At 40.9% G+C, this 19475-nt stretch carries 21 protein-coding genes, 1 tRNA gene and 1 pseudogene; 17 read left to right on the top strand and 6 right to left on the bottom strand.

Annotated features, from left to right (window positions below):
* Positions 1 to 250, bottom strand: a 250-nt coding sequence (locus QZ019_RS04915) for a TusE/DsrC/DsvC family sulfur relay protein (protein ID WP_295482812.1), incomplete at its 3' end; no start/stop codon positions are given.
* Between the two features lie 24 nt (positions 251 to 274).
* Here QZ019_RS04915 and QZ019_RS04920 point away from each other — a divergent pair.
* Positions 275 to 364: transfer RNA gene (locus tag QZ019_RS04920), tRNA-Ser, on the top strand.
* A gap of 238 nt (positions 365 to 602) precedes the next feature.
* Here QZ019_RS04920 and ribA read toward each other — a convergent pair.
* The gene (gene ribA / locus QZ019_RS04925) at positions 603 to 1202 is read right to left on the bottom strand and encodes a GTP cyclohydrolase II (protein WP_294566915.1); all 600 of its coding nucleotides are present in this window, start codon (positions 1200 to 1202) and stop codon (positions 603 to 605) included.
* 144 nt (positions 1203 to 1346) lie between these two features.
* Positions 1347 to 1736, bottom strand: coding sequence for a hypothetical protein (locus QZ019_RS04930; protein ID WP_294566912.1), 390 nt, complete (start codon positions 1734 to 1736; stop codon positions 1347 to 1349).
* A 136-nt stretch (positions 1737 to 1872) separates the two neighbouring features.
* Between QZ019_RS04930 and QZ019_RS04935 the strand changes: the two genes are divergently transcribed.
* The 7 genes from QZ019_RS04935 (at position 1873) to pyrF (ending at position 7403) form a co-directional block, all read left to right on the top strand.
* A complete protein-coding gene (locus tag QZ019_RS04935) occupies positions 1873 to 2052 on the top strand; it encodes a hypothetical protein (RefSeq protein WP_295482816.1) in 180 nt (59 codons plus the stop codon).
* Positions 2053 to 2062: 10 nt separating this feature from the next.
* A complete protein-coding gene (cmk, locus tag QZ019_RS04940; RefSeq protein ID WP_295482818.1) occupies positions 2063 to 2740 on the top strand; it encodes a (d)CMP kinase in 678 nt (225 codons plus the stop codon).
* Between the two features lie 120 nt (positions 2741 to 2860).
* Positions 2861 to 4534 carry a 30S ribosomal protein S1 gene (gene rpsA / locus QZ019_RS04945; RefSeq protein WP_294566906.1) on the top strand — a complete coding sequence of 558 codons (1674 nt, stop codon included), beginning with the start codon at positions 2861 to 2863 and terminating at the stop codon, positions 4532 to 4534.
* A gap of 279 nt (positions 4535 to 4813) precedes the next feature.
* Positions 4814 to 5092, top strand: a complete 279-nt coding sequence (locus QZ019_RS04950; protein WP_294566903.1) for an HU family DNA-binding protein — start codon at positions 4814 to 4816, stop codon at positions 5090 to 5092.
* Positions 5093 to 5176: 84 nt separating this feature from the next.
* On the top strand, positions 5177 to 5509 hold the full coding sequence (locus QZ019_RS04955) for a LapA family protein (protein WP_295482822.1): 333 nt from the start codon (positions 5177 to 5179) through the stop codon (positions 5507 to 5509).
* 13 nt (positions 5510 to 5522) lie between these two features.
* Positions 5523 to 6689: a tetratricopeptide repeat protein gene (locus tag QZ019_RS04960; protein ID WP_294566898.1), complete on the top strand. Its 1167-nt coding sequence runs from the start codon at positions 5523 to 5525 to the stop codon at positions 6687 to 6689.
* A gap of 6 nt (positions 6690 to 6695) precedes the next feature.
* Positions 6696 to 7403 carry an orotidine-5'-phosphate decarboxylase gene (pyrF, locus tag QZ019_RS04965; protein ID WP_294566895.1) on the top strand — a complete coding sequence of 236 codons (708 nt, stop codon included), beginning with the start codon at positions 6696 to 6698 and terminating at the stop codon, positions 7401 to 7403.
* On the opposite strand, the gene QZ019_RS04970 is transcribed toward pyrF, so the two are convergent.
* On the bottom strand, positions 7372 to 7797 hold the full coding sequence (locus QZ019_RS04970; protein ID WP_295482825.1) for an H-NS family nucleoid-associated regulatory protein: 426 nt from the start codon (positions 7795 to 7797) through the stop codon (positions 7372 to 7374). The two genes, pyrF and QZ019_RS04970, sit on opposite strands and share 32 nt — an antisense overlap.
* Before the next feature lie 111 nt (positions 7798 to 7908).
* On the opposite strand from QZ019_RS04970, the gene sixA reads away from it, so the two are divergent.
* From sixA to QZ019_RS05015, 9 genes and pseudogenes are all read left to right on the top strand, one after another.
* On the top strand, positions 7909 to 8382 hold the full coding sequence (gene sixA, locus QZ019_RS04975; protein WP_294566889.1) for a phosphohistidine phosphatase SixA: 474 nt from the start codon (positions 7909 to 7911) through the stop codon (positions 8380 to 8382).
* A gap of 121 nt (positions 8383 to 8503) precedes the next feature.
* The gene (locus QZ019_RS04980; protein WP_294566885.1) at positions 8504 to 8707 is read left to right on the top strand and encodes a DUF1107 family protein; all 204 of its coding nucleotides are present in this window, start codon (positions 8504 to 8506) and stop codon (positions 8705 to 8707) included.
* Between the two features lie 175 nt (positions 8708 to 8882).
* Complete coding sequence (gene prmB, locus QZ019_RS04985) at positions 8883 to 9884, top strand: 50S ribosomal protein L3 N(5)-glutamine methyltransferase (protein WP_294566883.1); 1002 nt, start codon at positions 8883 to 8885, stop codon at positions 9882 to 9884.
* Positions 9885 to 9906: 22 nt separating this feature from the next.
* Positions 9907 to 11001: a chorismate synthase gene (aroC, locus tag QZ019_RS04990; protein WP_295482829.1), complete on the top strand. Its 1095-nt coding sequence runs from the start codon at positions 9907 to 9909 to the stop codon at positions 10999 to 11001.
* Between the two features lie 11 nt (positions 11002 to 11012).
* Complete coding sequence (locus tag QZ019_RS04995; RefSeq protein ID WP_294566878.1) at positions 11013 to 11759, top strand: nitroreductase family protein; 747 nt, start codon at positions 11013 to 11015, stop codon at positions 11757 to 11759.
* Positions 11760 to 11917: 158 nt separating this feature from the next.
* Positions 11918 to 12946, top strand: a complete 1029-nt coding sequence (locus QZ019_RS05000; RefSeq protein ID WP_295482832.1) for a LacI family DNA-binding transcriptional regulator — start codon at positions 11918 to 11920, stop codon at positions 12944 to 12946.
* Positions 12947 to 13136: 190 nt separating this feature from the next.
* A pseudogene (locus tag QZ019_RS05005) lies at positions 13137 to 14501 on the top strand (MFS transporter).
* 27 nt (positions 14502 to 14528) lie between these two features.
* Positions 14529 to 16517, top strand: a complete 1989-nt coding sequence (locus QZ019_RS05010; RefSeq protein WP_295482834.1) for a right-handed parallel beta-helix repeat-containing protein — start codon at positions 14529 to 14531, stop codon at positions 16515 to 16517.
* A 201-nt stretch (positions 16518 to 16718) separates the two neighbouring features.
* Positions 16719 to 18248: a fumarate hydratase gene (locus QZ019_RS05015; RefSeq protein WP_295482837.1), complete on the top strand. Its 1530-nt coding sequence runs from the start codon at positions 16719 to 16721 to the stop codon at positions 18246 to 18248.
* A gap of 137 nt (positions 18249 to 18385) precedes the next feature.
* Here QZ019_RS05015 and QZ019_RS05020 read toward each other — a convergent pair whose 3' ends face one another.
* Together QZ019_RS05020 and QZ019_RS05025 are read right to left on the bottom strand one after the other, a co-directional pair.
* Positions 18386 to 19096, bottom strand: a complete 711-nt coding sequence (locus tag QZ019_RS05020) for an L-ribulose-5-phosphate 4-epimerase (protein WP_295482838.1) — start codon at positions 19094 to 19096, stop codon at positions 18386 to 18388.
* A gap of 136 nt (positions 19097 to 19232) precedes the next feature.
* The coding region (locus tag QZ019_RS05025) for a hypothetical protein (protein ID WP_295482839.1) at positions 19233 to 19475 on the bottom strand (243 nt) is incomplete at its 5' end.

Consider the following 19475-nt stretch of genomic DNA (forward strand, 5'->3'; position numbering starts at 1 on the left):
CTACAGATGAGGCTAAATCAGAATATCCTTTCTTTTTTAAGGTGGTGATTAATACCCGCATAGCAGGGGTAGTTGCGTACTCTTTGTAATATTCTCTTACTTCATTAATGACGGTTTTATGCTGCTCGGTGAGGGCTAAACCGAGATTTTTTGCCATAAAAAACATCAAATCTTCAGTCCATTCATCCTTATTTAATAAAAAACCTTCATTATCAGTTAAAAAAACTCTTCCATTATAAGAAAAACTCATATATAATGCTCTCCGTTTTCAGACGGACAGATGGCAGAGCGGTTGAATGCAACGGTCTTGAAAACCGTCGAGGGTTTACGCCCTCCGTGAGTTCGAATCTCACTCTGTCCGCCATTCATCTAAAATCCTTCCTTTTTTAATTCCATCAGCTAAACCGTAATTCAAAATACCGTAAGAAAGGTAGAATTTTCGATTTTTGCCTAAGCCTTGGTATGTCTTTTAGTATTCTTTTTGGTCTTTAGCCTGTTTTTGTCATAGACATTCTAAAAACAAATAACATAAGCATCAGCTAAATAAAAAGTCCGATCATACCATCGGACTTCTTATAGTTAAAAACTGCAGAAAGCGGAAATTAATCCTGATGATGCAGTAAATGTCCCATTTTTGATTCTTTGGTGTTTAAATAATTCTCGTTATAGGGATTGCGGCCGTATTCAAGCGGCTCTCTTGAGATAACCTCAATACCGTGACGTTTTAAATCGTCGATTTTAGCCGGATTGTTAGTCATGAGAATTACTTTGGTAAAACCGCATTTACGCATAATATCCGCGCAGATATCATAATGTCTGCCGTCTGAAGGAAAACCCAAGCGCAGATTGGCTTCGACGGTATCAAGACCCTCATCCTGCAGACGATAAGCTCTTATTTTATTAAATAAGCCGATGCCGCGGCCTTCTTGGCGCATATACAATAAAGCACCGCGTCCTACTTTGGCGATTTTCGCTAAAGCGGCATCCAATTGAAATCCGCAGTCACAGCGCAAGCTGCCCAATGCGTCTCCGGTCAGACATTCGGAGTGAATTCGGCATAAAACAGGTTCGCCGTCCTTTAAATCGCCCATGGAAAGAACTGCATGGTCAAGCAGATTCTTGTCTCTGAAAATAGTGATATCGAAAACGCCGTGTTTGGTCGGCAGTTTGGCAATAGGTCCTTGTTGTAATATATCTGACATCGATAACCCGTACGTTTTAACCAGTTGTTTTTAAAAATTAAAGAATACTGAAAATATGCATTTTAACATAACAGAGCTACCTGATGATGTAAAAAACCGCTCTTTAGTGATTACCTAAAGAGTCCAGTTTGAGAAATAACGTTTCTAATCGTCATCCCACGGTTCATCATCTTCAAGATCGTCGCTGAGATCGTCGCTGTCGCCGTAGCGGCCGCGATATCGCCTGTCTTCATCCCAATCGTCGTCCCAGTCGTCATCGTCATCTTCCCAATCATCATCGTCGTCATCATAATCTCGATGGTGTCTTCTGTGTTGGTACTTTCTGTGTCGGTAGTCCCAATCGTCATCATCCCGGTAGTCATCAATTTGCTTAAAAGAAACTGCTGAATCAGGAACGAACAGCGTTTTGCTGGTTAATATGTTGTTTTCGTCATAGTCTTTTGCGTATACATTTGAGGATATGATAAGAGATCCCGCGCATACGAAAGCAATGGTGGCGGCAAGGGCCGAGCGTGAAAGGGCGGAGCAGTGCATAATTATCTCCTAAAAGGATCGCTGCAATTTACATGTTTAGTATATTAAGCGTCTGTAAATTTTTAAGCAGGATAGTTTTAAGCGCTTCATGTTTTTACAAAAAAATTCCCTGTATACGACAGTATAGAAGGGAAGGATGTTCCGTTGGAGCAAAGATGCAATTAGACACGATGAGCCGTTTTTAGGAAGCTCTCTTGTTTCAGTTAAAGAGCATGGGACTATTTACCCTGATTTTTGGATTGCCGCAGGAAATAAGCTTAAAATTTATTTAGAATCTGTTTTTAATCCTGATATAATAGCGAAATTTAGATTTTAAGGATTTTTAAATGTCAAAACCGATTGTTATTGCCGTAGATGGTCCGGGCGGAGCAGGTAAAGGCGAGCTGACCAAGCGTCTTGCCCGTTCTTTAGGATATGAACTGCTTGACTCCGGCGCTATTTATCGTGTTTTGGCATATGCTGCACGTAAAGCAGGCCTTGCCTTGTTTGATGAGGATTCATTAGTTCAGGAAGCTTTAGTTGTTAATCTGGCTTTTGATCCTCAGGAAGACGGCGTTCACGTTATTTTAAACGGTGAAGACGTTTCTTTAGCGATTCGTACTGAAGAAGCCGGGGCTAATGCAAGTAAAGTGGCAGTTTTGCCCAGAGTCAGACAAGCGCTGCTTGCCAGACAGCGAGATTTCCGTCAGGAACCCGGTTTGGTTGCTGACGGTCGCGATATGGGAACCGTAGTGTTCCCTGACGCACAGGTTAAAATCTTTTTGGACGCTTCATGTGAAGTACGGGCAAAACGCCGTGTACTGCAGCTTGAAAGATCCGGGGAAAAAGCTGATTATGCAGCTATTTTGCAGGAAATAACCGAACGCGACGAGCGTGATCGCAATCGCGCGGTTGCGCCGTTAAAGCCTGCAGATGATGCAGTCATTATTGACTCATCTGATATGACGATTGACGAAGTTTTTAATAAAGCTATGGATATCGTCAGAGAAAAACTTGATAAATAAAGATTTCAAATCATAAGCATAAGCTTATGATTGAGCCATGCCGTCACGGATGACGGTGTTTTTTAATAACCCCTTGAAGGCACGGAAGCTTAGAGGCGCAACTGGAAATTTGTTACCTTAATGGAATCATTTGCACAACTCTTTGAAGAGTCTTTAAAAGAAATTGAAACCCGTCCGGGTTCTATGGTCAAAGGCAAGATCGTCGCTATCGATAACGACTATGTAATCGTTGATGCCGGTCTCAAATCAGAGTCCACCATTCCTGCCGAGCAGTTTAAAAACGCTCAGGGCGAGATTGAAGTTAAAGTCGGCGATGTTGTTGACGTAGCTTTAGAGTCCGTAGAGTCAGGTGACGGTGAGACTGTATTGTCCCGTGAAAAAGCTAAGCGCAACGAAGCTTGGGCTAAACTTGAAGAAGCCTTTAAGAACAATGAAGCCGTCGTCGGCGTCATTGACGGCAAGGTCAAGGGCGGCTTTACCGTTCAGTTGGGCGGCATCCGCGCTTTCCTCCCGGGTTCATTGGTTGACGTACGTCCTGTACGCGAGACTACTCATCTTGAGGGCAAAGAGCTCCAGTTCAAGGTGATTAAACTTGACCAGAAGCGCAACAACGTAGTTGTTTCTCGCCGTGCTATTATTGAATCCGAGAACTCAACCGAGCGCGAGTCCGTACTTGCCAACCTCCAGGAAGGTCAGGAAGTTAAGGGTATCGTCAAGAACCTTACCGATTACGGTGCATTCGTTGATTTGGGCGGCGTTGACGGCTTGCTCCACATTACCGATATGGCTTGGAAGCGTGTTAAGCACCCGAGCGAAATCGTTAATGTCGGCGATGAAATTACCGTTAAAGTCCTCAAGTTTGACCGTGAGCGTCAGCGTGTTTCCTTAGGCTTGAAGCAGTTAGGTGCTGATCCTTGGGCTGATATCGCTGCTCGTTTCCCGATCGGCTCTGATATTGAAGGCAAGGTTACCAATCTTACCGATTACGGCTGCTTCGTTGAAATTCAGGAAGGTGTTGAAGGTTTGGTTCACGTTTCTGAAATGGATTGGACCAACAAGAACATTCACCCGTCCAAGGTTGTTTCCGTCGGTGATGTTGTTACCGTTAAAGTTCTCGAAATCGACGAGGAGCGTCGCCGCATTTCCTTAGGTTTGAAGCAGTGCAAGCCTAATCCGTGGCTGCAGTTTGCCGAGTCTCACTCTAAGGGCGATCGCGTAACCGGCAAGATCAAGAGCATTACCGATTTCGGTATCTTCATCGGTCTTGAAGGCGGAATTGACGGTTTGGTTCACTTGTCTGATATTTCTTGGCAGCAGTCAGGCGAAGAAGCTGTTCGCGAGTTCAAGAAAGGTGACGAAATCACCGCTGTCGTTCTCCAGGTAGATCCTGAGCGTGAGCGTATTTCTTTAGGCTTGAAGCAGATCGAAGAAGATCCGTTTGCTGATTACCTCTCAACCCACCACAAGGGTTCAATCGTAACCGGTACCGTTGAATCTGTCGATGCCCGCGGCGCAAACGTTAAGCTTGCCGAAGGCGTTGTCGGTTATATCCGTGCTTCCGATTGTTCACGTGACCGTGTTGAAGACGCTACCACCGTATTGAAAGAAGGTGACAGCGTAGAGGCTAAGCTTGTCAACGTCGATCGTAAGACCCGTCAGCTGACCCTTTCCATTCGTGCTAAAGACGAAGCCGAAGAGAAAGAAGCTTTAGAAAACCTCAACGAGAAACAGAATAAAGAAGCAGCTCCTACCGCTATGGCCGCAGCTTTTGCCGCCGCAGGTAAGACTGAATAATTTATTCGTCTGAAAAATCTGCAGGGATCCCTGCAGGTTTCATTAAGGCCTCGAATTTAACTATTCGGGGCTTTGTTTTTTGTGAGGTAAAAAATTTCATTACTACAATAAATAAAGTGCAAACAAGCTGCGTGTAGGACAATAAGCTAGATAGTTGTATGAATTTTTCTGAAATTTTTAGAACAATGTTGTAATTTTCTTAAAAATTCGTAGCTTATGGTATTGATTCTAAGTAAACTTGTATATTAAGTCGTAATCGTTGTTGTATGAGGAAATAACATGACCCGCGCAGATTTGATAAATTCACTTATCGCAAGATATCGTGACATTGCTCCCTCGCAGATTGATAAGTCAGTACGTGAAATTTTTGAGCAGATGATCGAAACTTTGTCACAGGGTGAACGAATTGAAATTCGCGGATTCGGTAGTTTTGAAGTACGTTTAAGAGAGCCGCGTATTGCTCATAATCCGAAAACCGGAGAAAGAGTTGATTTGCCGGCACGTAAAGTAGTACATTTCAAACCCGGTGTAGAGCTGCGCAATCGCGTTAATAGCTAAAGCTTAAAGCGGCTTAGCTTATTTATCAGCCTATATGTCTTAAATAATGTTAATATAAGCATGTACATTTAATGAGAAGGGCATATGCTTAGATTTTGGCTGTATGTTATCGTTTTGGCAATTTTATGTGTAATCGGTTTGACTATCGGTTCTGCCAACGATGTTGTAGTTGATTTTGATTTTATTTTTGTAAAAGCCCAGTTGTCTTTGGCAATGGTTCTTGTTATTGGACTTATTGTCGGAGTGTTAATCGGACTTTATTTGGCATTACTTATTTGTCTTAAATTTTATATGGAAGCTCGTAAAGCGAGATCCGAGCTTAAGTACTTAAAAAAGAGTATCGCCAAAGAGCAAAAGCAGCAGGATAAGTCTCAGGAAAAGGCAACTGAGGCTCTGACGGCTGTTGATAATCAATAAGTAAATTTTTACTATGTTTGAGTTACTCTTTTTACTTCTTCCTTTTGCCGCCGCCTACGGTTATTACATGGGCAGGCAATCGGTTCGTGATAAAAAAGAGAAAAGCAGCACAGTTAGAAATAACAATTATTTACGCGGTGTCGAGTATCTTTTAAATAATGAAAAGGATCGCGCTGTTGATAAATTCATTGCTTATTTAAACGAAAGCGATCCTTCTTTTGAGTCCAATCTTGCTTTAGGCAATTTATTCCGTAAGCGCGGTGAAGTGGATAGGGCAATATCACTGCATGAAGCGTTAGCCAATAATCCCAAACTTGACGTTGCGGAAAATGAAATTTCCCGTGTTGAGCTTGCTCGTGATTTTATAAGTGCAGGTCTTCTTGATCGCGCTGAACGCATTTTGCTTGATTTAGTTGAAATTCCGCGTCAGCATGCAGCGGCTGCTGCTTTGCTTGTAAAGGTTTATGAGCAGGAACGTGATTATCATAAGGCAATTGAAATTGCTTTAACTTATAGAAATGTTTTAGGCAGCAGCTCTTTGTCGCAGCTTAGTCATTACTATTGCCAATGCGCTGTGCAGGATGTAATGGCTGGGAATAAGGAAACGGCATATGCGTCGTATCAGCATGCTTTGGACGTTTACCCTGATTCGGTAAGAGCAAGACTTGAGTATGCGGATCTGCTTATAAAAGATAAAAAATTAAAAGAAGCATATATAAAGGTTAAGGAAGTATCGGAGCTTGATCCCAATTCAGGGCTGTTGTGTCTTGATTTAATCCGTAAATGTTTTCCTAATAAAGCCGATCCTGATTTACGTTTTGCGCTTGAGGATTTGGTAAGACGTACGCATTCTGCCGAAGCAATGGTTGATCTTGTTCAGTCAGTAGAGCTGATTTCAGGAAAAGAAGACGCAGAAGTTCAGTTATTGGCTTTTATTAAAGAAAAACCAAGTCTTAAATTGTTTTCTGCATTAATCGGCTTACGTTCGCGTGATAGCGATGATGCAAAAGCCAATGATGTAGTCGTGCAGTTAAAAAGCTTAATTGATGCGCAGATTGCGACTAATCCGCGTTTTAGCTGTTCACGCTGCGGTTTTAAATCCAAAATGATGTTTTGGCAGTGTCCTTCCTGCAGAAGATGGGATACGATTACACCGATTCGCGGTCTTGACGGAGATTAAAATTTTATGACTTACGATCCTAAAGTTATCGTGGCTCTTGACTATGCAGAAGCAAAAGATGCGCTTTCTTTTGTAGAGAAAGTGGATCCGCGTTTTTGTAATTTAAAAGTCGGAAAAGAGCTCTTTACCGCCGCAGGACCTGCGTTGGTTGAAAAACTCGTTAATAAAGATTTCAGGGTTTTTTTGGATCTTAAATTTCACGATATTCCTAATACCGTGGCTAAAGCATGTACCGCAGCGGCAAAACTTGGCGTATGGATTGTCAATGTACATGCCTCGGGCGGACCGAAAATGATGTCGGCAGCAGCTGAAGCCTTATCGTTTTGCCATAATCGACCGAAGCTTATTGCAGTTACGGTTTTGACTTCCATGGATGATGCTGAGCTTAATGCTATAGGTATCAACGCTACACCTGCGCTGCAAGTTGAAAGACTTGCAAAACTTGCCAAAGAATGCGGACTTGACGGCGTTGTGGCAAGTGCAAGAGAAGTACCTATTATAAGGACTTTTGCTTCCCGTCCGTTTTTAACCGTGACTCCGGGTATCCGTCCGGCCGGATCTGATGTAGGAGATCAAAAGAGGATCATGACTCCGGGAGAGGCGGTAAGAGCAGGATCGGATTATCTTGTTATCGGCCGCCCGATTACTAAGGCAAGCGATCCTCTTGAAGCTTTGGATAAAATCAATCAAGAGATTGCTGCATCTCTTTCTTAATCAGAAAATCATCAAGAGAAGCCCCGGTTTTTTGCATCAGTTTTAAAAGCGCAAGCGGGGTTTTTCCTTGTCCGGTCCATGTTCTATTTATGCCGTCAAGATCCGTATAAGCATATTTAGGCATCATTTTTCCGCGCTTTTTACCAGATTTTTGATTTAAAGCTGCAATTAAATCGTAAACATCAATATCTTCTTTTTCTAAAAAAGATAAGGCATTGCTGACGGAACGTTCTCGCGCTTTTATTGTTTCCTGCAGTTTGGCTTCTTCCTTTTCACGTTCTTTTTGTATTTCCGTTATTTTGCCGGCAATTTCTGCAATTTCCGCAGCTGTGCAGGTACGCAGTACTGCACGTAATTGGCGAACATTTTTTAAATCTTTAAGGTTTAGTGCCATACGGAGCCTTAATTTGTGAGCAATAGCTTAAACTTATAACCGTTTTCTATCAATTTTACAAAGTTTTTGTAAAATAGTGACCTATTTTTAATGGTCTATCTGATTGTTGCTATGATTATTATAATTATGCGCCACGGACAGGCAGCATTCTGCGGGGCAGATAGAGAGCTTACTGCCGATGGCGTTGATGAAGTAAAAAAGACGGCTCGGAATCTTTGCGCTCATTATTCGATAAAAGCGATTTTATGCTCACCTAAAACCAGAGCCGTACAAACAGCCAATGCCGTGAAAGAAGCCTTAGTAAGAAATAATGATGCAGAGATTGAAATATTAAGCGATTTAACCCCTTCAGGTGAGCCTGATATATGTTTTGATTATGTAAATGCCAAATTTACGGAAAACTCGAACGACGCGATTATTTTGGTTTCGCATATTCCTTTAGTTCAGAAAATGGTTGAGTACGCATGTCCTAAAGTGGAAATTCCTCTTTTTGTGACCGGAAGCGCATTTATTCTGGAAGAAGAGCACGGTCGATTTACTGCAAAAGCTTTTTTTACCCCAAGTAGTGAAATTTTTTTAAATTAGTTCACAAAGTACGAAGTAACTTACTGTTTTATGAAAAAAAGTTGCAAAAAGCATATTTATTTTTTTCACAATTGACTATATTTATGGACATAGAACAAACAAATATAAGGAGTCGGGATTGATGCGTACTTTTAAAAAATATGCACCTATGCAAATCGCAAAATACGTAAGCGCTTTTTTTAAAGGTAACTTTTATATCCAGGGAATAGGAATGTTTTCTTTTGACGGAGGCAAGGTCATTATCGATCCGAGTTATGAAATTCCCAAACGTAAAATCGTCAGTGAGATAAATATGTCAATTGCCTCTTTTTCAAAGGTTTATTGATTTTAATTATTTAATTAAAATTAAAGATTAAAAGCACCTTTTGGTGCTTTTAGTTTGATTAGCGCCAAGAAGACTCGTTAAAACACAGCTGATATGAAATATCATGCTAAAATAGCTGCCAAAAGTTAGTTAATAAGACTTTTTATTTTGTTTTTTGTTATTAATTTTGGATTTTATGAACGCCATAGAACCGTCAGGTGACAGTTTCACCGCTCTTTATGATCTTTTAGACACCCCTCCTTCAGCCCAAGAAATTGAAAATGCCTTGATTCAGGAATTGCGTACGGTTCAGGATGCTGTGCGCTATCTTGTTTCATGTTTTGCCGCTCATGAAATTTATTGCGGACACGGTACGGATAATTATTGGGATGAAGCCTTGGAAATCGTTCAGGCGGTAATGCATTTACAGCCGCCGTGCGATGATTCGACACTTAATTCAAGACTTACTGAAAAAGAGCGGAAGATTATTGCCGCGATAGCCAATAAGCGTATTTTTTTACGAGTACCGACTCCGTATCTTACTCATCGTGCTTTCTTTTGCGGTCACCAGTTTTATGTGGATAAGCGGGTTATTGTTCCGCGTTCCCCGATTGCCGAACTTATTGAAAACGGATTTGATCCGTTTATTGATCGCACTCCTGATAGAGTTCTTGATATGTGCACCGGTTCAGGATGCATAGCGATAGCAATCGCATTGCATTTTGACGGAGACTGCGAGGTTGATGCCGTCGATATTTCCGATGAGGCACTTGAGGTTGCTGAAATCAATATCCGCGGTTACGGACTTGAAAATTGCGTATTCCCGATAAAAAGTGATTTGTTCTCAGCTCTTCCTAAAGGGGATAAATACGATTTAATCGTCGCCAACCCGCCTTATGTCGATGCTTATGATTTAAGCACTATGCCAAAAGAGTTTGAAGCTGAGCCGGAGCTGGCTTTGGGCTCTGGTGAGGACGGTCTTGATTGTGCGCGTAAAATTTTGGCTCAGGCGGTTGATTATTTAAGTGATGACGGTGTGCTCATAATGGAAGTAGGCAATTCGGCTGAGAATTTAAATGACGCATTCCCGCATGTCCCGTTCCACTTTATTGATTTGAAAAAGGGCGGCGGCGGAGTGTTTTTACTTACGGCTGAGCAGCTTAAGGCTTATGCTGATGTTTTTAAAGCAGCACTTTAAGTCCGTATAAGGATAATTTGTCATGAGCGCAAATACTTTTGGTGAAATATTCAAAGTTACAACTTGCGGTGAAAGTCACGGTGCGGCGTTAGCCTGCATCATTGACGGCTGTCCTCCGTTAATTGATTTAAATGAGCAAATGCTGCAGACCGATTTGGACAGGCGTCGTCCCGGATCTACGCGTTTCGGAACTCCGCGTAATGAGCCTGATAAAGTGAAAATTATTTCAGGTGTTTTTGAAGGTAAAACCACGGGAACTCCTATCGGGCTTATTATTGAAAATACTTCGCAGCGTTCTTCCGATTACAGCGAAATTAAAAATTCTTATCGTCCGGGGCATGCTGATTATACTTACGATCATAAGTACGGTATTCGTGATTACCGCGGAGGCGGACGTGCATCGGCGCGTGAAACTGCTATGCGCGTTGCTGCCGGTGCGGTTGCCAAACAGGTTTTAAAGCAATTTTATAATGTAAGCGTTTCAGGATGCGTAACGGCTATAGGAACGATAGCAACTGATAAATATGACGCAGCCGAAGCTTTAAATAATGCTTTTAATTTTGCCGACGGCTCTAAACTTTCTTTGCTTGAGAGCTTCATGGATGATTTGAGAATGAAGCATGATTCATGCGGGGCGATTGTCGAGGTTAGAGCTCACAATGTGCCTGTCGGCTGGGGCAATCCTGTTTTTGACAGGCTTGATGCCACTATTGCTCATGCCATGATGAGCATTAATGCCGTAAAGGGCGTGGAAATCGGCGACGGATTTGCTCTTGCATCAATGTTAGGGTCAAAGGCTCGAGACGAGATTGCTCCTGACGGATTTATGTCAAATCACAGCGGCGGTATTTTAGGCGGTATAAGTTCAGGTCAGGAAATAAAAGTAAGAATTGCGTTAAAACCCACGTCAAGCATTATGATTCCGGGAAAATCTATTGACCGCAGCGGCAACAGCATTGATTTGGTAACAAAAGGCAGACACGATCCCTGCGTCGGGATCCGCGCCGTTCCCATTGCCGAGGCTATGCTTGCTTTATGCCTTGTTGATGCGGCTTTGCTGCAAAAAGCTCAATGCGGACATATTACCGATACTGCTTATCTGGTGCCGCGCACTTAATGGAGTTAAAAATGAGCGAAACATTAAAGGTTATTGAACATCACCAGTCGATGCGTAATTACACGGGACGTCTTCTTACCGAGGAAGAGGTGAGCAATTTACAGGATGCCATGCTGCAGACTTCAACTTCATGCTTTTTACAGGATGTTACTGTTATTCGTGTGACTGACAGGGAAAAACTTGAAGTGATAGCAAAATGCGCCGGCGGCCAGGAACATATTGCCAACTGCGCTGAGTTTTGGATGTTCTGTATTGATTACACCAAATTGCAAAGATCGGTAGGCTTACCGCCTGCAAATATACCGTTTAAGCTTTTGTATTCAGGCTTAAATGACGTAGCTCTTGCCTGTCAGAACGTGTTGACCGCGGCTGAGTCCATAGGCCTTGGCGGCGTTATCATCGGCGGCTATAAAAAACAGATTGATGTAGTATCTGATCTTTTAAAAGTTCCTCACGGCATACTTCCTGCTTTAGGTTTATGCCTTGGCGTTCCTGATGAGAATTTCAGAGAGGAGCAAAAACCCCGTTTGCCTAAGCGTTGGTTCTTCTCTGAAAACGAGTATCAGGATCCTTATGATGAAAAAGAGCTTGAGCAATATGATGAAAAGATGGCTGAATACTATAAAAACCGTCAGCATCAAGCTAAAGATGATATGAATTGGACTAAGGCAAGTAAAGCTATGCTCTCGGGTAAAAATGACGGCGGATTATTAGTTCGTTATATTAAAGAGCAAGGTTTTATTTTGGAAAATGAATAATTACCAAATAGATTCATTTGTATTTCTTTGATTTTTAATTAATTTTGTGATCTTAAATTTAAAGGCGTGTTAAGAAACACGCCTTTTTTCTCAATGTAATTTACAATTTATAGTAAAAATTTAAATAGTAAAAAACGAAGACACAATATAGGACTGACATGATATCACTTGAGAAAATTGCTGAACTTTCCGGAGTATCGCGTCGTACTGTTGCACGCGCTTTAAAGGACAAAAGTAAAGTAAAAGATAGTACGTTAGCTAGAATTGAAGCTGTTTTAAAAAAATATGATTATAAACCTAATCTTGCAGCACGCTATTTAGCAGCAAAAAATCAAAATTTTAAGATTTTATACATGGTTTATCGCTCCGTGAGCAGTCAGTTTCATGCCAAAATTTTTGAATTAGCAAAGGTAAAAGCAGCTGAGTTGCGTGGATTTGGCATTACTATAGATTTTCTAGTACTTGATCATGGTAATGGAGATCCTCTTGCGGATATTAAGAGAGTAATATCAAATTTTGATTATGATTTTTTAATTGCCTTGCCAATTTATGAAGAGTTTTTTAAACCTTACGTACATGCGCTTTTTAATAAAGCAAAAGAACTTAATGTTCCGATGATTTTTTATAACATGGATGATACGAGTTATAAAAGAGATTGTTATATCGGGTGTGATTATGAAAAATCAGGAAGAATTGCAGCTGGTTTAATTGCGCTAATTACGCAGGGTAAAGGAAAAATTGCTATTTTGAGTAATCGTAGCTCTAGAATAATTTCATTTATGGAACGAGTTCAGGGATTTAAAGATGAGTTAGTTCAAAAATATCGAGATATTGAAATAGTTTATACGCATGCAATGGAGAATAATTATATTGATGTCGATTTTGACCTTTTACGAAAACAAAAGATAAAGGCAATATATTTAGTAAACCCTGGTGACTATTCGGTGTGTCCAAGAATTAGAGAAGAACTTAAAGATCTTGATGTAAAGGTAATTACTAATGATTTGTTACCTAATAGTAAAAAATATATGAAAGAGGGGATAATTTCTGCAGTAATTACTCAAAATGAAGAGATTCAAGCTAAGATGCCTCTTGATTTAGCGTTTAAGGTTTTAGTAAATAAAGAAAAAATTGATTTTGATAAACATTTTACTCAGTTAGGTATTTTAATTTCACAATGTATTTAATTAATGTTTAAGAGTTGCAGTTCGTTTTTGTTGTATAAACATGCCCTCGAAGGCAAAATTGTGATCTCAAACTTAAAATAAAAAGATTTTTATTGTCTAATAGTCAGATTTTGTTATTTTACATAAAAGCCCACGTGAGCATTTACTTATGCCCTCGAGGGCATAAACAATATTTATATAAGGAGCAAAAATGGGGAATAAAACATATGCCGTGTCATTCGGTGAGCGCTTTTCTTATGCGTTAGGAGATGTCGGTTGTAACTTTGTATGGTCTGTGGTCGCAGGATTCTTGACTTTGTACTATACCGATAGTGTTGGAATAACGGCTGCTGCGGTAGGTACTATCATGCTGGTTACAAGATTGCTTGATGGTTTGACCGATCTTGGCTTTGGTCTGATTCTTGATAGAACAAAGACCAGTTTTGGTAAAGCTCGCCCATGGATTTTATGGTCAACTCCAATGATGGCAATTGGTCTTATTTTGCTGTTTTCTGTACCTGACAGCTTAGGAGATACCGGTAAAATCGTTTATGCAACTGCTACTTATATTTTTGTGGCCGCTTTTGCCTATACAGCAAGTAATCTTTCCTACAATACTTTGCTTGCTTTAATGACTAATGATCAGCCGTCAAAGATTTTTGCAAATTCTTTGCGTTTTATTTGTACTAGCCTTTTTGTTATTGCCTTAGCCTAAGTTGTTCCGCCATTAGTAGAGATGGTTGGCTGGAGCATGATGGCAGTTATTTTTGCAATTTTGGCAACATGCTGTTTTATGATTACTTTCTTTTTTGTAAAAGAAAGAAATGTTCCCGAGGAAAAGCCAAAAGAGCATCCTAAAGATAATATCGGCGCAATTGAATCTTTTAAGATTTTGTTTAAAAATCGTTTCTTTTTTACGATTTGCATCATGTTTCTTATGTATTACATCAATGCTTCAATTTTCAATGGTCTTGGTGTGTACTACTGTCGTGATGTTTTACATGACATTAATTTGTACGGCACGCTGAATGCATGTTATATGGGCACAAAATTTGTAGCTTTGCTTTTTGTTCCTTTTCTTGCCAATCGTTTTGGTAAATGGAAGTTGATGCTTTCAGGGTGGTCTATTGTAATTTTGGGAATGTTTATCATGTGGGTAGCATCACCTAACGTTTACGGTGTTATGTTTGGTGCTTTACTTCGTGGTATAGGTTTAGGCCCGATCAGTGCTTGTTTATTCACTATTATTGCTGATGCTGTCGAATATGGTGAGTGGAAGAGCGGAGTAAATCAGGCTGGACTTACTAATAGCGCTACTTCTTTTGGTATGAAGGTAGGAACCGGTTTGGGATCTGCAATTGTTGGTTGGGGCCTTGCATTTGCTGATTATAATCCGAATCTTGCAACTCAAACTGATTACACCCTTTATTGTGAACAGATCGTGTTTTTCGTTTTCCCGATAGTTGGTTTTGTAGTGTCATGGATAGCCATGTACTTTACCAATATTGATAGGATTTATCCGACTATTATTAAAGAACTTAATGAACGTAAAGCAAAAAATGCAGCAACTGCGTAATCAAAGATTTTGAAATAGGAGAATAAAATGAAGTATTTTGTAAACGCAAAAGTACGTCGTAGCGGTAATGGCAAAGAAAATTTCCCGTTTAAGACAATTTCCGAGGCGGCAAAACTTGCAAAAGCCGGAGATGAAGTTTTAGTTTTCCCTGGCGTTTATCGCGAGTATGTAGATCCCGCCAACGCAGGAACTGAAGATAAACCTATCGTTTATCGTTCAGTTGAACCGCGTAAGGCAGTAATTACCGGTGCCGAGATTGTAAACAATTGGAAAAAGTATGACGGCGATGTTTGGGTAAGCATCATAGGAAACGGTATTTTTAATGACTATAACCCGTATACGACAAAAGTTTTCGGTGATTGGTATTTTGCCGATAACGCTCATACTGGTGAAGTATATTTAAACGGCCGTTCCATGTTTGAGGTCTATAGTCTCGAGGATGTTCTTGGTCCTAAGGTGGATATGAAATCCTGGGATAAGTCTTTTACCGTATATACTTGGTATACAGAGCAAAAAGACGGCAGCACCATTATTTATGCTAATTTCCACGGTATTGATCCTAATGCCGAGTGCGTGGAAATAAACGTACGCCGCAACTGCTTCTATCCGAGCAAAACAGGGGTCGGTTATATTACTTTATCAGGCTTTGTCGTAAAGCAAGCTGCTACGCAGTGGGCTCCTCCGACCGCTTATCAGGAAGGTATGGTTGGTCCTCATTGGAGTAAAGGATGGGTTATTGAAAACTGCGAGGTCTCAGATTCAAAATGCGTAGGTATTTCTCTTGGCAAGTATCTGCAACCTAACAATGAGAATAAGTGGTCTTTAGGTCGAGTAAAACACGGTACTCAGACTGAAAGAGACGCTATTTGCCAAGCTCAGCTTGAAGGCTGGACCAAAGAGCAGATCGGTTCTCATATTATTAGAGGATGTGATATTCATGATTGTGAACAGGCAGGTATTGTCGGTCATTTAGGCTGTGCTTTCTCAATTATTGAAGACAATCATATTCATCATATTAATAATAAACAGCAGCTTAAAGGCGCTGAAATCGGAGGAATCAAACTGCATGCTGCAATTGACGTTATTTTCAGACGTAATCATATCCATCACTGCACTAGCGGTATTTGGCTCGATTGGCAGGCTCAGGGTACTCGTGTTACTCAGAACCTTATGCACGATAACAATCCTCCTTTAGGTACTGAATTACCGCAGGAATTATCATTAGGTGAGGATATTTTCGTTGAGGTAAGTCACGGTCCTACCTTAATTGATAACAATATCTTGTTGTCGATGTTCAGCTGCAAGCTTGCAACTCAAGGCGTAGCAATGGTACATAACATAATAAGCGGTCCGTTTATTTTTGTCGGAATCGGTACAAACAATTCAAATACCGATCAGCCGCGTTATACTCCGTATCATGTGCCTCATCGCACTGAAGTTGCCGGTTTCATGACTATTCTGCACGGTGATGATCGTTTCTATAATAATATCTTTATTCAAAATCCGGTCGCAGAAGAATTTTTAAAAGTCAGCGAGGAAAAGAATTGGGATCGCATTGCCGTAACCGGTACTGTACCTTTTAATGACTATCCGACTAAAGAAGAGTTTTTAAAGTTATTTTTTGTTGAAGGAGATAGCGGAATTAAGGAAGATCGCCATAAGTATTATAAGCATCTGCCGGTTTATACGGGAGGAAATGTTTATTGTAATGGCGCAAAACCTTGCGTTAAAGAAAAGAATTTTAAAGTTGTGTCCGGAGAGGTTTATTTAAACTTAGTTGAAAAAGACGGTAAATATTCGTTAGAAACCAATCTTAATGAAGTTCTTCCTGAATTTGAAACCGAAATTGTTTCAACGGAAACTTTAGGTGAAGCTTTTGAACCTGAAGAGAAATTTGAAAACCCGGACGGTTCTCCTATTGTCTTTAAGTATGATTACTTTGACAACGGTCGTACGGTAAATCCTCTTTCAGGACCTTTTGCAACTAAGGAATCATACAACGAAGTATTGTTCTAATCTCTCCATAGTCTGAAGGTAAATGATATTCGTAAGCCTTGCGGATATCCTTTTTTTTCATTCATAATTTTCTCTGTGTCGCAGTTTTACAAGTTAAATAACACCTTATCATCACTAAAAACCTTCTTTGCGGTATAATCTTTTGCAAGCCTTAATTTCCAATAAAAACAAGGCTGTTTTTGTTTCAGTTAGGAAATTGCCATGACCACTTTAATCAAGACTCAAGACTTCATTGATTCCATTTATGAAGCAATACAGTTTATTTCTTATTATCATCCGCGTGACTTTCTGCAAGCTATGAAGCACGCTTATGACATTGAAGAAAATCCGTCTGCAAAAGCCGCTATCGCCCAGATCCTCGTAAATTCCAAGATGTGCGCAATCGGTCATCGTCCTTTGTGTCAGGATACCGGTGCCGTTACCTGCTTTGTCAAAATCGGTATGGATGTTCGTTTTGAAGGTGACATGACCGTTCAGGAAATGGTTGACGAAGGCACTCGCCGTGCATATTGCTGTGCAACCAATCCTTTGCGTAAGTCAGTTTTGATGGATCCTATCGGAAAGCGCGTCAATACTAAGGACAATACTCCTGCAGTCGTCCATATTGAAATGGTCAAAGGCGATAAAGTAGAAGTTGCTATTGCATCTAAAGGCGGCGGCTCAGAAAACAAGACCCACATGAAGATGTTAAATCCGTCCGATTCCATCGTTGATTGGATTTTACACGAGATCCCTCTTATGGGAGCAGGTTGGTGCCCTCCCGGAATTTTAGGCGTCGGTGTCGGCGGAACTCCTGAGAAATCAGCAATTTTAGCTAAAGAAGCCTTAAACGATCCTATCGATATTCAGGACTTGATTAAGCGCGGTCCTAAGAATGCTGAAGAAGAGCTTCGTTTAGAGCTTTATGACAAGATTAACAAGCTCGGTATCGGTGCTCAGGGTTTGGGCGGTATGACTACCGTTCTTGATGTCAAGGTTAAGAGCTATCCGTGCCACGCCGTATCCAAAGCTACTACAATTATCCCTAACTGCGCAGCTACACGTCATATTGACTTTGAGCTTGACGGCTCAGGTCCTGCCAAGTTTGATCCTCCTTCAATTGATGATTATCCTGATATTGAAATCGGCGGTAATTCAGCCAACGTCAAGCGTGTCAACCTTGACACTTTGACTAAAGAAGAGATTGCCACCTGGAAGATGGGTGACACTTTATTGTTATCAGGTACTATCTTAACCGGCCGTGACGCAGCTCATAAGCGTATTTGCGATTTGATTGCCCAGGGTAAGCCTTTGCCTGAAGGCGTTGATTTCCACGGTAAGATGATTTACTACGTAGGACCTGTTCCTGCAGTAGGTGATGAAGTTGTCGGCCCTGCAGGTCCTACCACTTCAACCCGTATGGATAAGTTTGTTGAGACCATGCTCTCTCAGACCGGTTTGTTCGGTATGATTGGCAAGTCAGAGCGCGGACCTGCGGCTGTTGAATCCATTAAACGTCATAAAGCCGTATATCTTATGGCCGTCGGCGGTGCCGCATACCTTGTTTCCAAGGCTATTAAGGCAGCTCGCGTTTTGGCTTTTGAAGATCTTGGAATGGAAGCTATTTATGAATTCAAGGTTCAGGATATGCCGGTTACCGTAGCTGTTGACAGCGAAGGCAACAATATTCATTCCGTAGGTCCGAAGATTTGGTCTGAAAAGATTAAAGAAATCGGCTTTAAGTATATCTAATTGAATATTTAGTTAGATAACAATAAGAAAGAGCACTATCTACAAAGACAGTGCTCTTTTTGTTTTAGTGTTTTAATTTTTTATATGAAAAAGCCGCAATTATATGCGGCTTTAATAATACACGGTTTTAGTAAAAATCAGTGGTGATTACCCTGACCGTAGTAGGCGTGTTCGCCATGTTTTCTTAAGTAGTGCTTATCAAGCAGAGTCTGCTGCATAGGACCTAATTTGCCTTCGCACAACATCTGGGAATGGAATGCCATGAAAGCTACTTCTTCTAATACTACGGCATTGTAAACGGCATTGTCAGGAGATGTTCCCCAGCAGAAAGGTCCGTGGGAGTTGACCAAAACGGCAGGGATGTCTTTCATCTTAAAGCCGCGTTTTTGGAAAGTTTCGACAATGACTTTGCCGGTTTCAGCTTCATAAGAACCGTTGATTTCTTCATCGGTCATTTTTCTGGTGCAGGGAACCGGGCCGTAGAAATAGTCAGCACCGGTGGTACCTAAGGCTAAAATGTCTTTACCGGCTTGTGCCCAGGAAGTTGCATAGCGTGAATGGGTGTGAACGATACCCATAATGTCCGGGCAGGCACGATAAAGTTCAATGTGGGTATCGGTATCGGTAGAAGGGTTTAATTTGCCTTCAACTTTTTTGCCGGTTTCAATGTCAATGACTACCATGTCATCAGCAGTCATCGTTTCATAGTCAACTCCGGACGGTTTAATAACCATTAAGCCTGAATCACGATCGATACCTGAGACGTTACCCCAAGTAAAAGTGACTAATCCATGTTTGGGAAGGTCTAAATTGGCTTTGAAAACGTCATGCTTTAATTGTTCTAACATGTGAACCTCATGCGATTTGATTGAAATAAAGGCTAACGTTAGGAATAATAGCAAAATAACGGCATTAATTTTGTTACTTACAACGCAAATGCGTATTTACTAAGCATAATTTTGCAAGCGTTTGCGTAAATGCGGATCACAGATGTTTTTTCAGTTCGCTTAAAGTCTTAAAGGTAAAAATAAAGCCGTGGTCAAGAAGAGTATTAGGAGTAACGGATTGTTCTTTATTTAACAAAAGTCCGCGTTTATCACCAAAATTTAAGCACCATGACAGGATAGGCAGTGCCGGCAGAATTGAAGCAGATCTTAAATTCATAAGTTCGTTACGAGAAGCCGCGTATGGTGCGGTTAAATTGCAATTTTCAGTTATTTTATTGTT

This window comes from uncultured Succinatimonas sp., assembly GCF_905203285.1.
In the GTDB taxonomy this organism is placed as follows: domain Bacteria; phylum Pseudomonadota; class Gammaproteobacteria; order Enterobacterales; family Succinivibrionaceae; genus Succinatimonas.

Coding starts and splice junctions, on each gene's coding strand:
- ribA (WP_294566915.1), bottom strand. CDS start 1,202: ATGTCAGATATATTACAACAAGGACCTATTGCCAAACTGCCGACCAAA.
- QZ019_RS04995 (WP_294566878.1), top strand. CDS start 11,013: ATGAGCGAAACATTAAAGGTTATTGAACATCACCAGTCGATGCGTAAT.
- QZ019_RS04960 (WP_294566898.1), top strand. CDS start 5,523: ATGTTTGAGTTACTCTTTTTACTTCTTCCTTTTGCCGCCGCCTACGGT.
- QZ019_RS05010 (WP_295482834.1), top strand. CDS start 14,529: ATGAAGTATTTTGTAAACGCAAAAGTACGTCGTAGCGGTAATGGCAAA.
- QZ019_RS04930 (WP_294566912.1), bottom strand. CDS start 1,736: ATGCACTGCTCCGCCCTTTCACGCTCGGCCCTTGCCGCCACCATTGCT.
- sixA (WP_294566889.1), top strand. CDS start 7,909: ATGATTATTATAATTATGCGCCACGGACAGGCAGCATTCTGCGGGGCA.
- QZ019_RS04955 (WP_295482822.1), top strand. CDS start 5,177: ATGCTTAGATTTTGGCTGTATGTTATCGTTTTGGCAATTTTATGTGTA.
- QZ019_RS04950 (WP_294566903.1), top strand. CDS start 4,814: ATGACCCGCGCAGATTTGATAAATTCACTTATCGCAAGATATCGTGAC.
- cmk (WP_295482818.1), top strand. CDS start 2,063: ATGTCAAAACCGATTGTTATTGCCGTAGATGGTCCGGGCGGAGCAGGT.
- pyrF (WP_294566895.1), top strand. CDS start 6,696: ATGACTTACGATCCTAAAGTTATCGTGGCTCTTGACTATGCAGAAGCA.
- QZ019_RS05000 (WP_295482832.1), top strand. CDS start 11,918: ATGATATCACTTGAGAAAATTGCTGAACTTTCCGGAGTATCGCGTCGT.
- prmB (WP_294566883.1), top strand. CDS start 8,883: ATGAACGCCATAGAACCGTCAGGTGACAGTTTCACCGCTCTTTATGAT.
- QZ019_RS04935 (WP_295482816.1), top strand. CDS start 1,873: ATGTTCCGTTGGAGCAAAGATGCAATTAGACACGATGAGCCGTTTTTA.
- aroC (WP_295482829.1), top strand. CDS start 9,907: ATGAGCGCAAATACTTTTGGTGAAATATTCAAAGTTACAACTTGCGGT.
- QZ019_RS04970 (WP_295482825.1), bottom strand. CDS start 7,797: ATGGCACTAAACCTTAAAGATTTAAAAAATGTTCGCCAATTACGTGCA.
- QZ019_RS05015 (WP_295482837.1), top strand. CDS start 16,719: ATGACCACTTTAATCAAGACTCAAGACTTCATTGATTCCATTTATGAA.
- rpsA (WP_294566906.1), top strand. CDS start 2,861: ATGGAATCATTTGCACAACTCTTTGAAGAGTCTTTAAAAGAAATTGAA.
- QZ019_RS05020 (WP_295482838.1), bottom strand. CDS start 19,096: ATGTTAGAACAATTAAAGCATGACGTTTTCAAAGCCAATTTAGACCTT.
- QZ019_RS04980 (WP_294566885.1), top strand. CDS start 8,504: ATGCGTACTTTTAAAAAATATGCACCTATGCAAATCGCAAAATACGTA.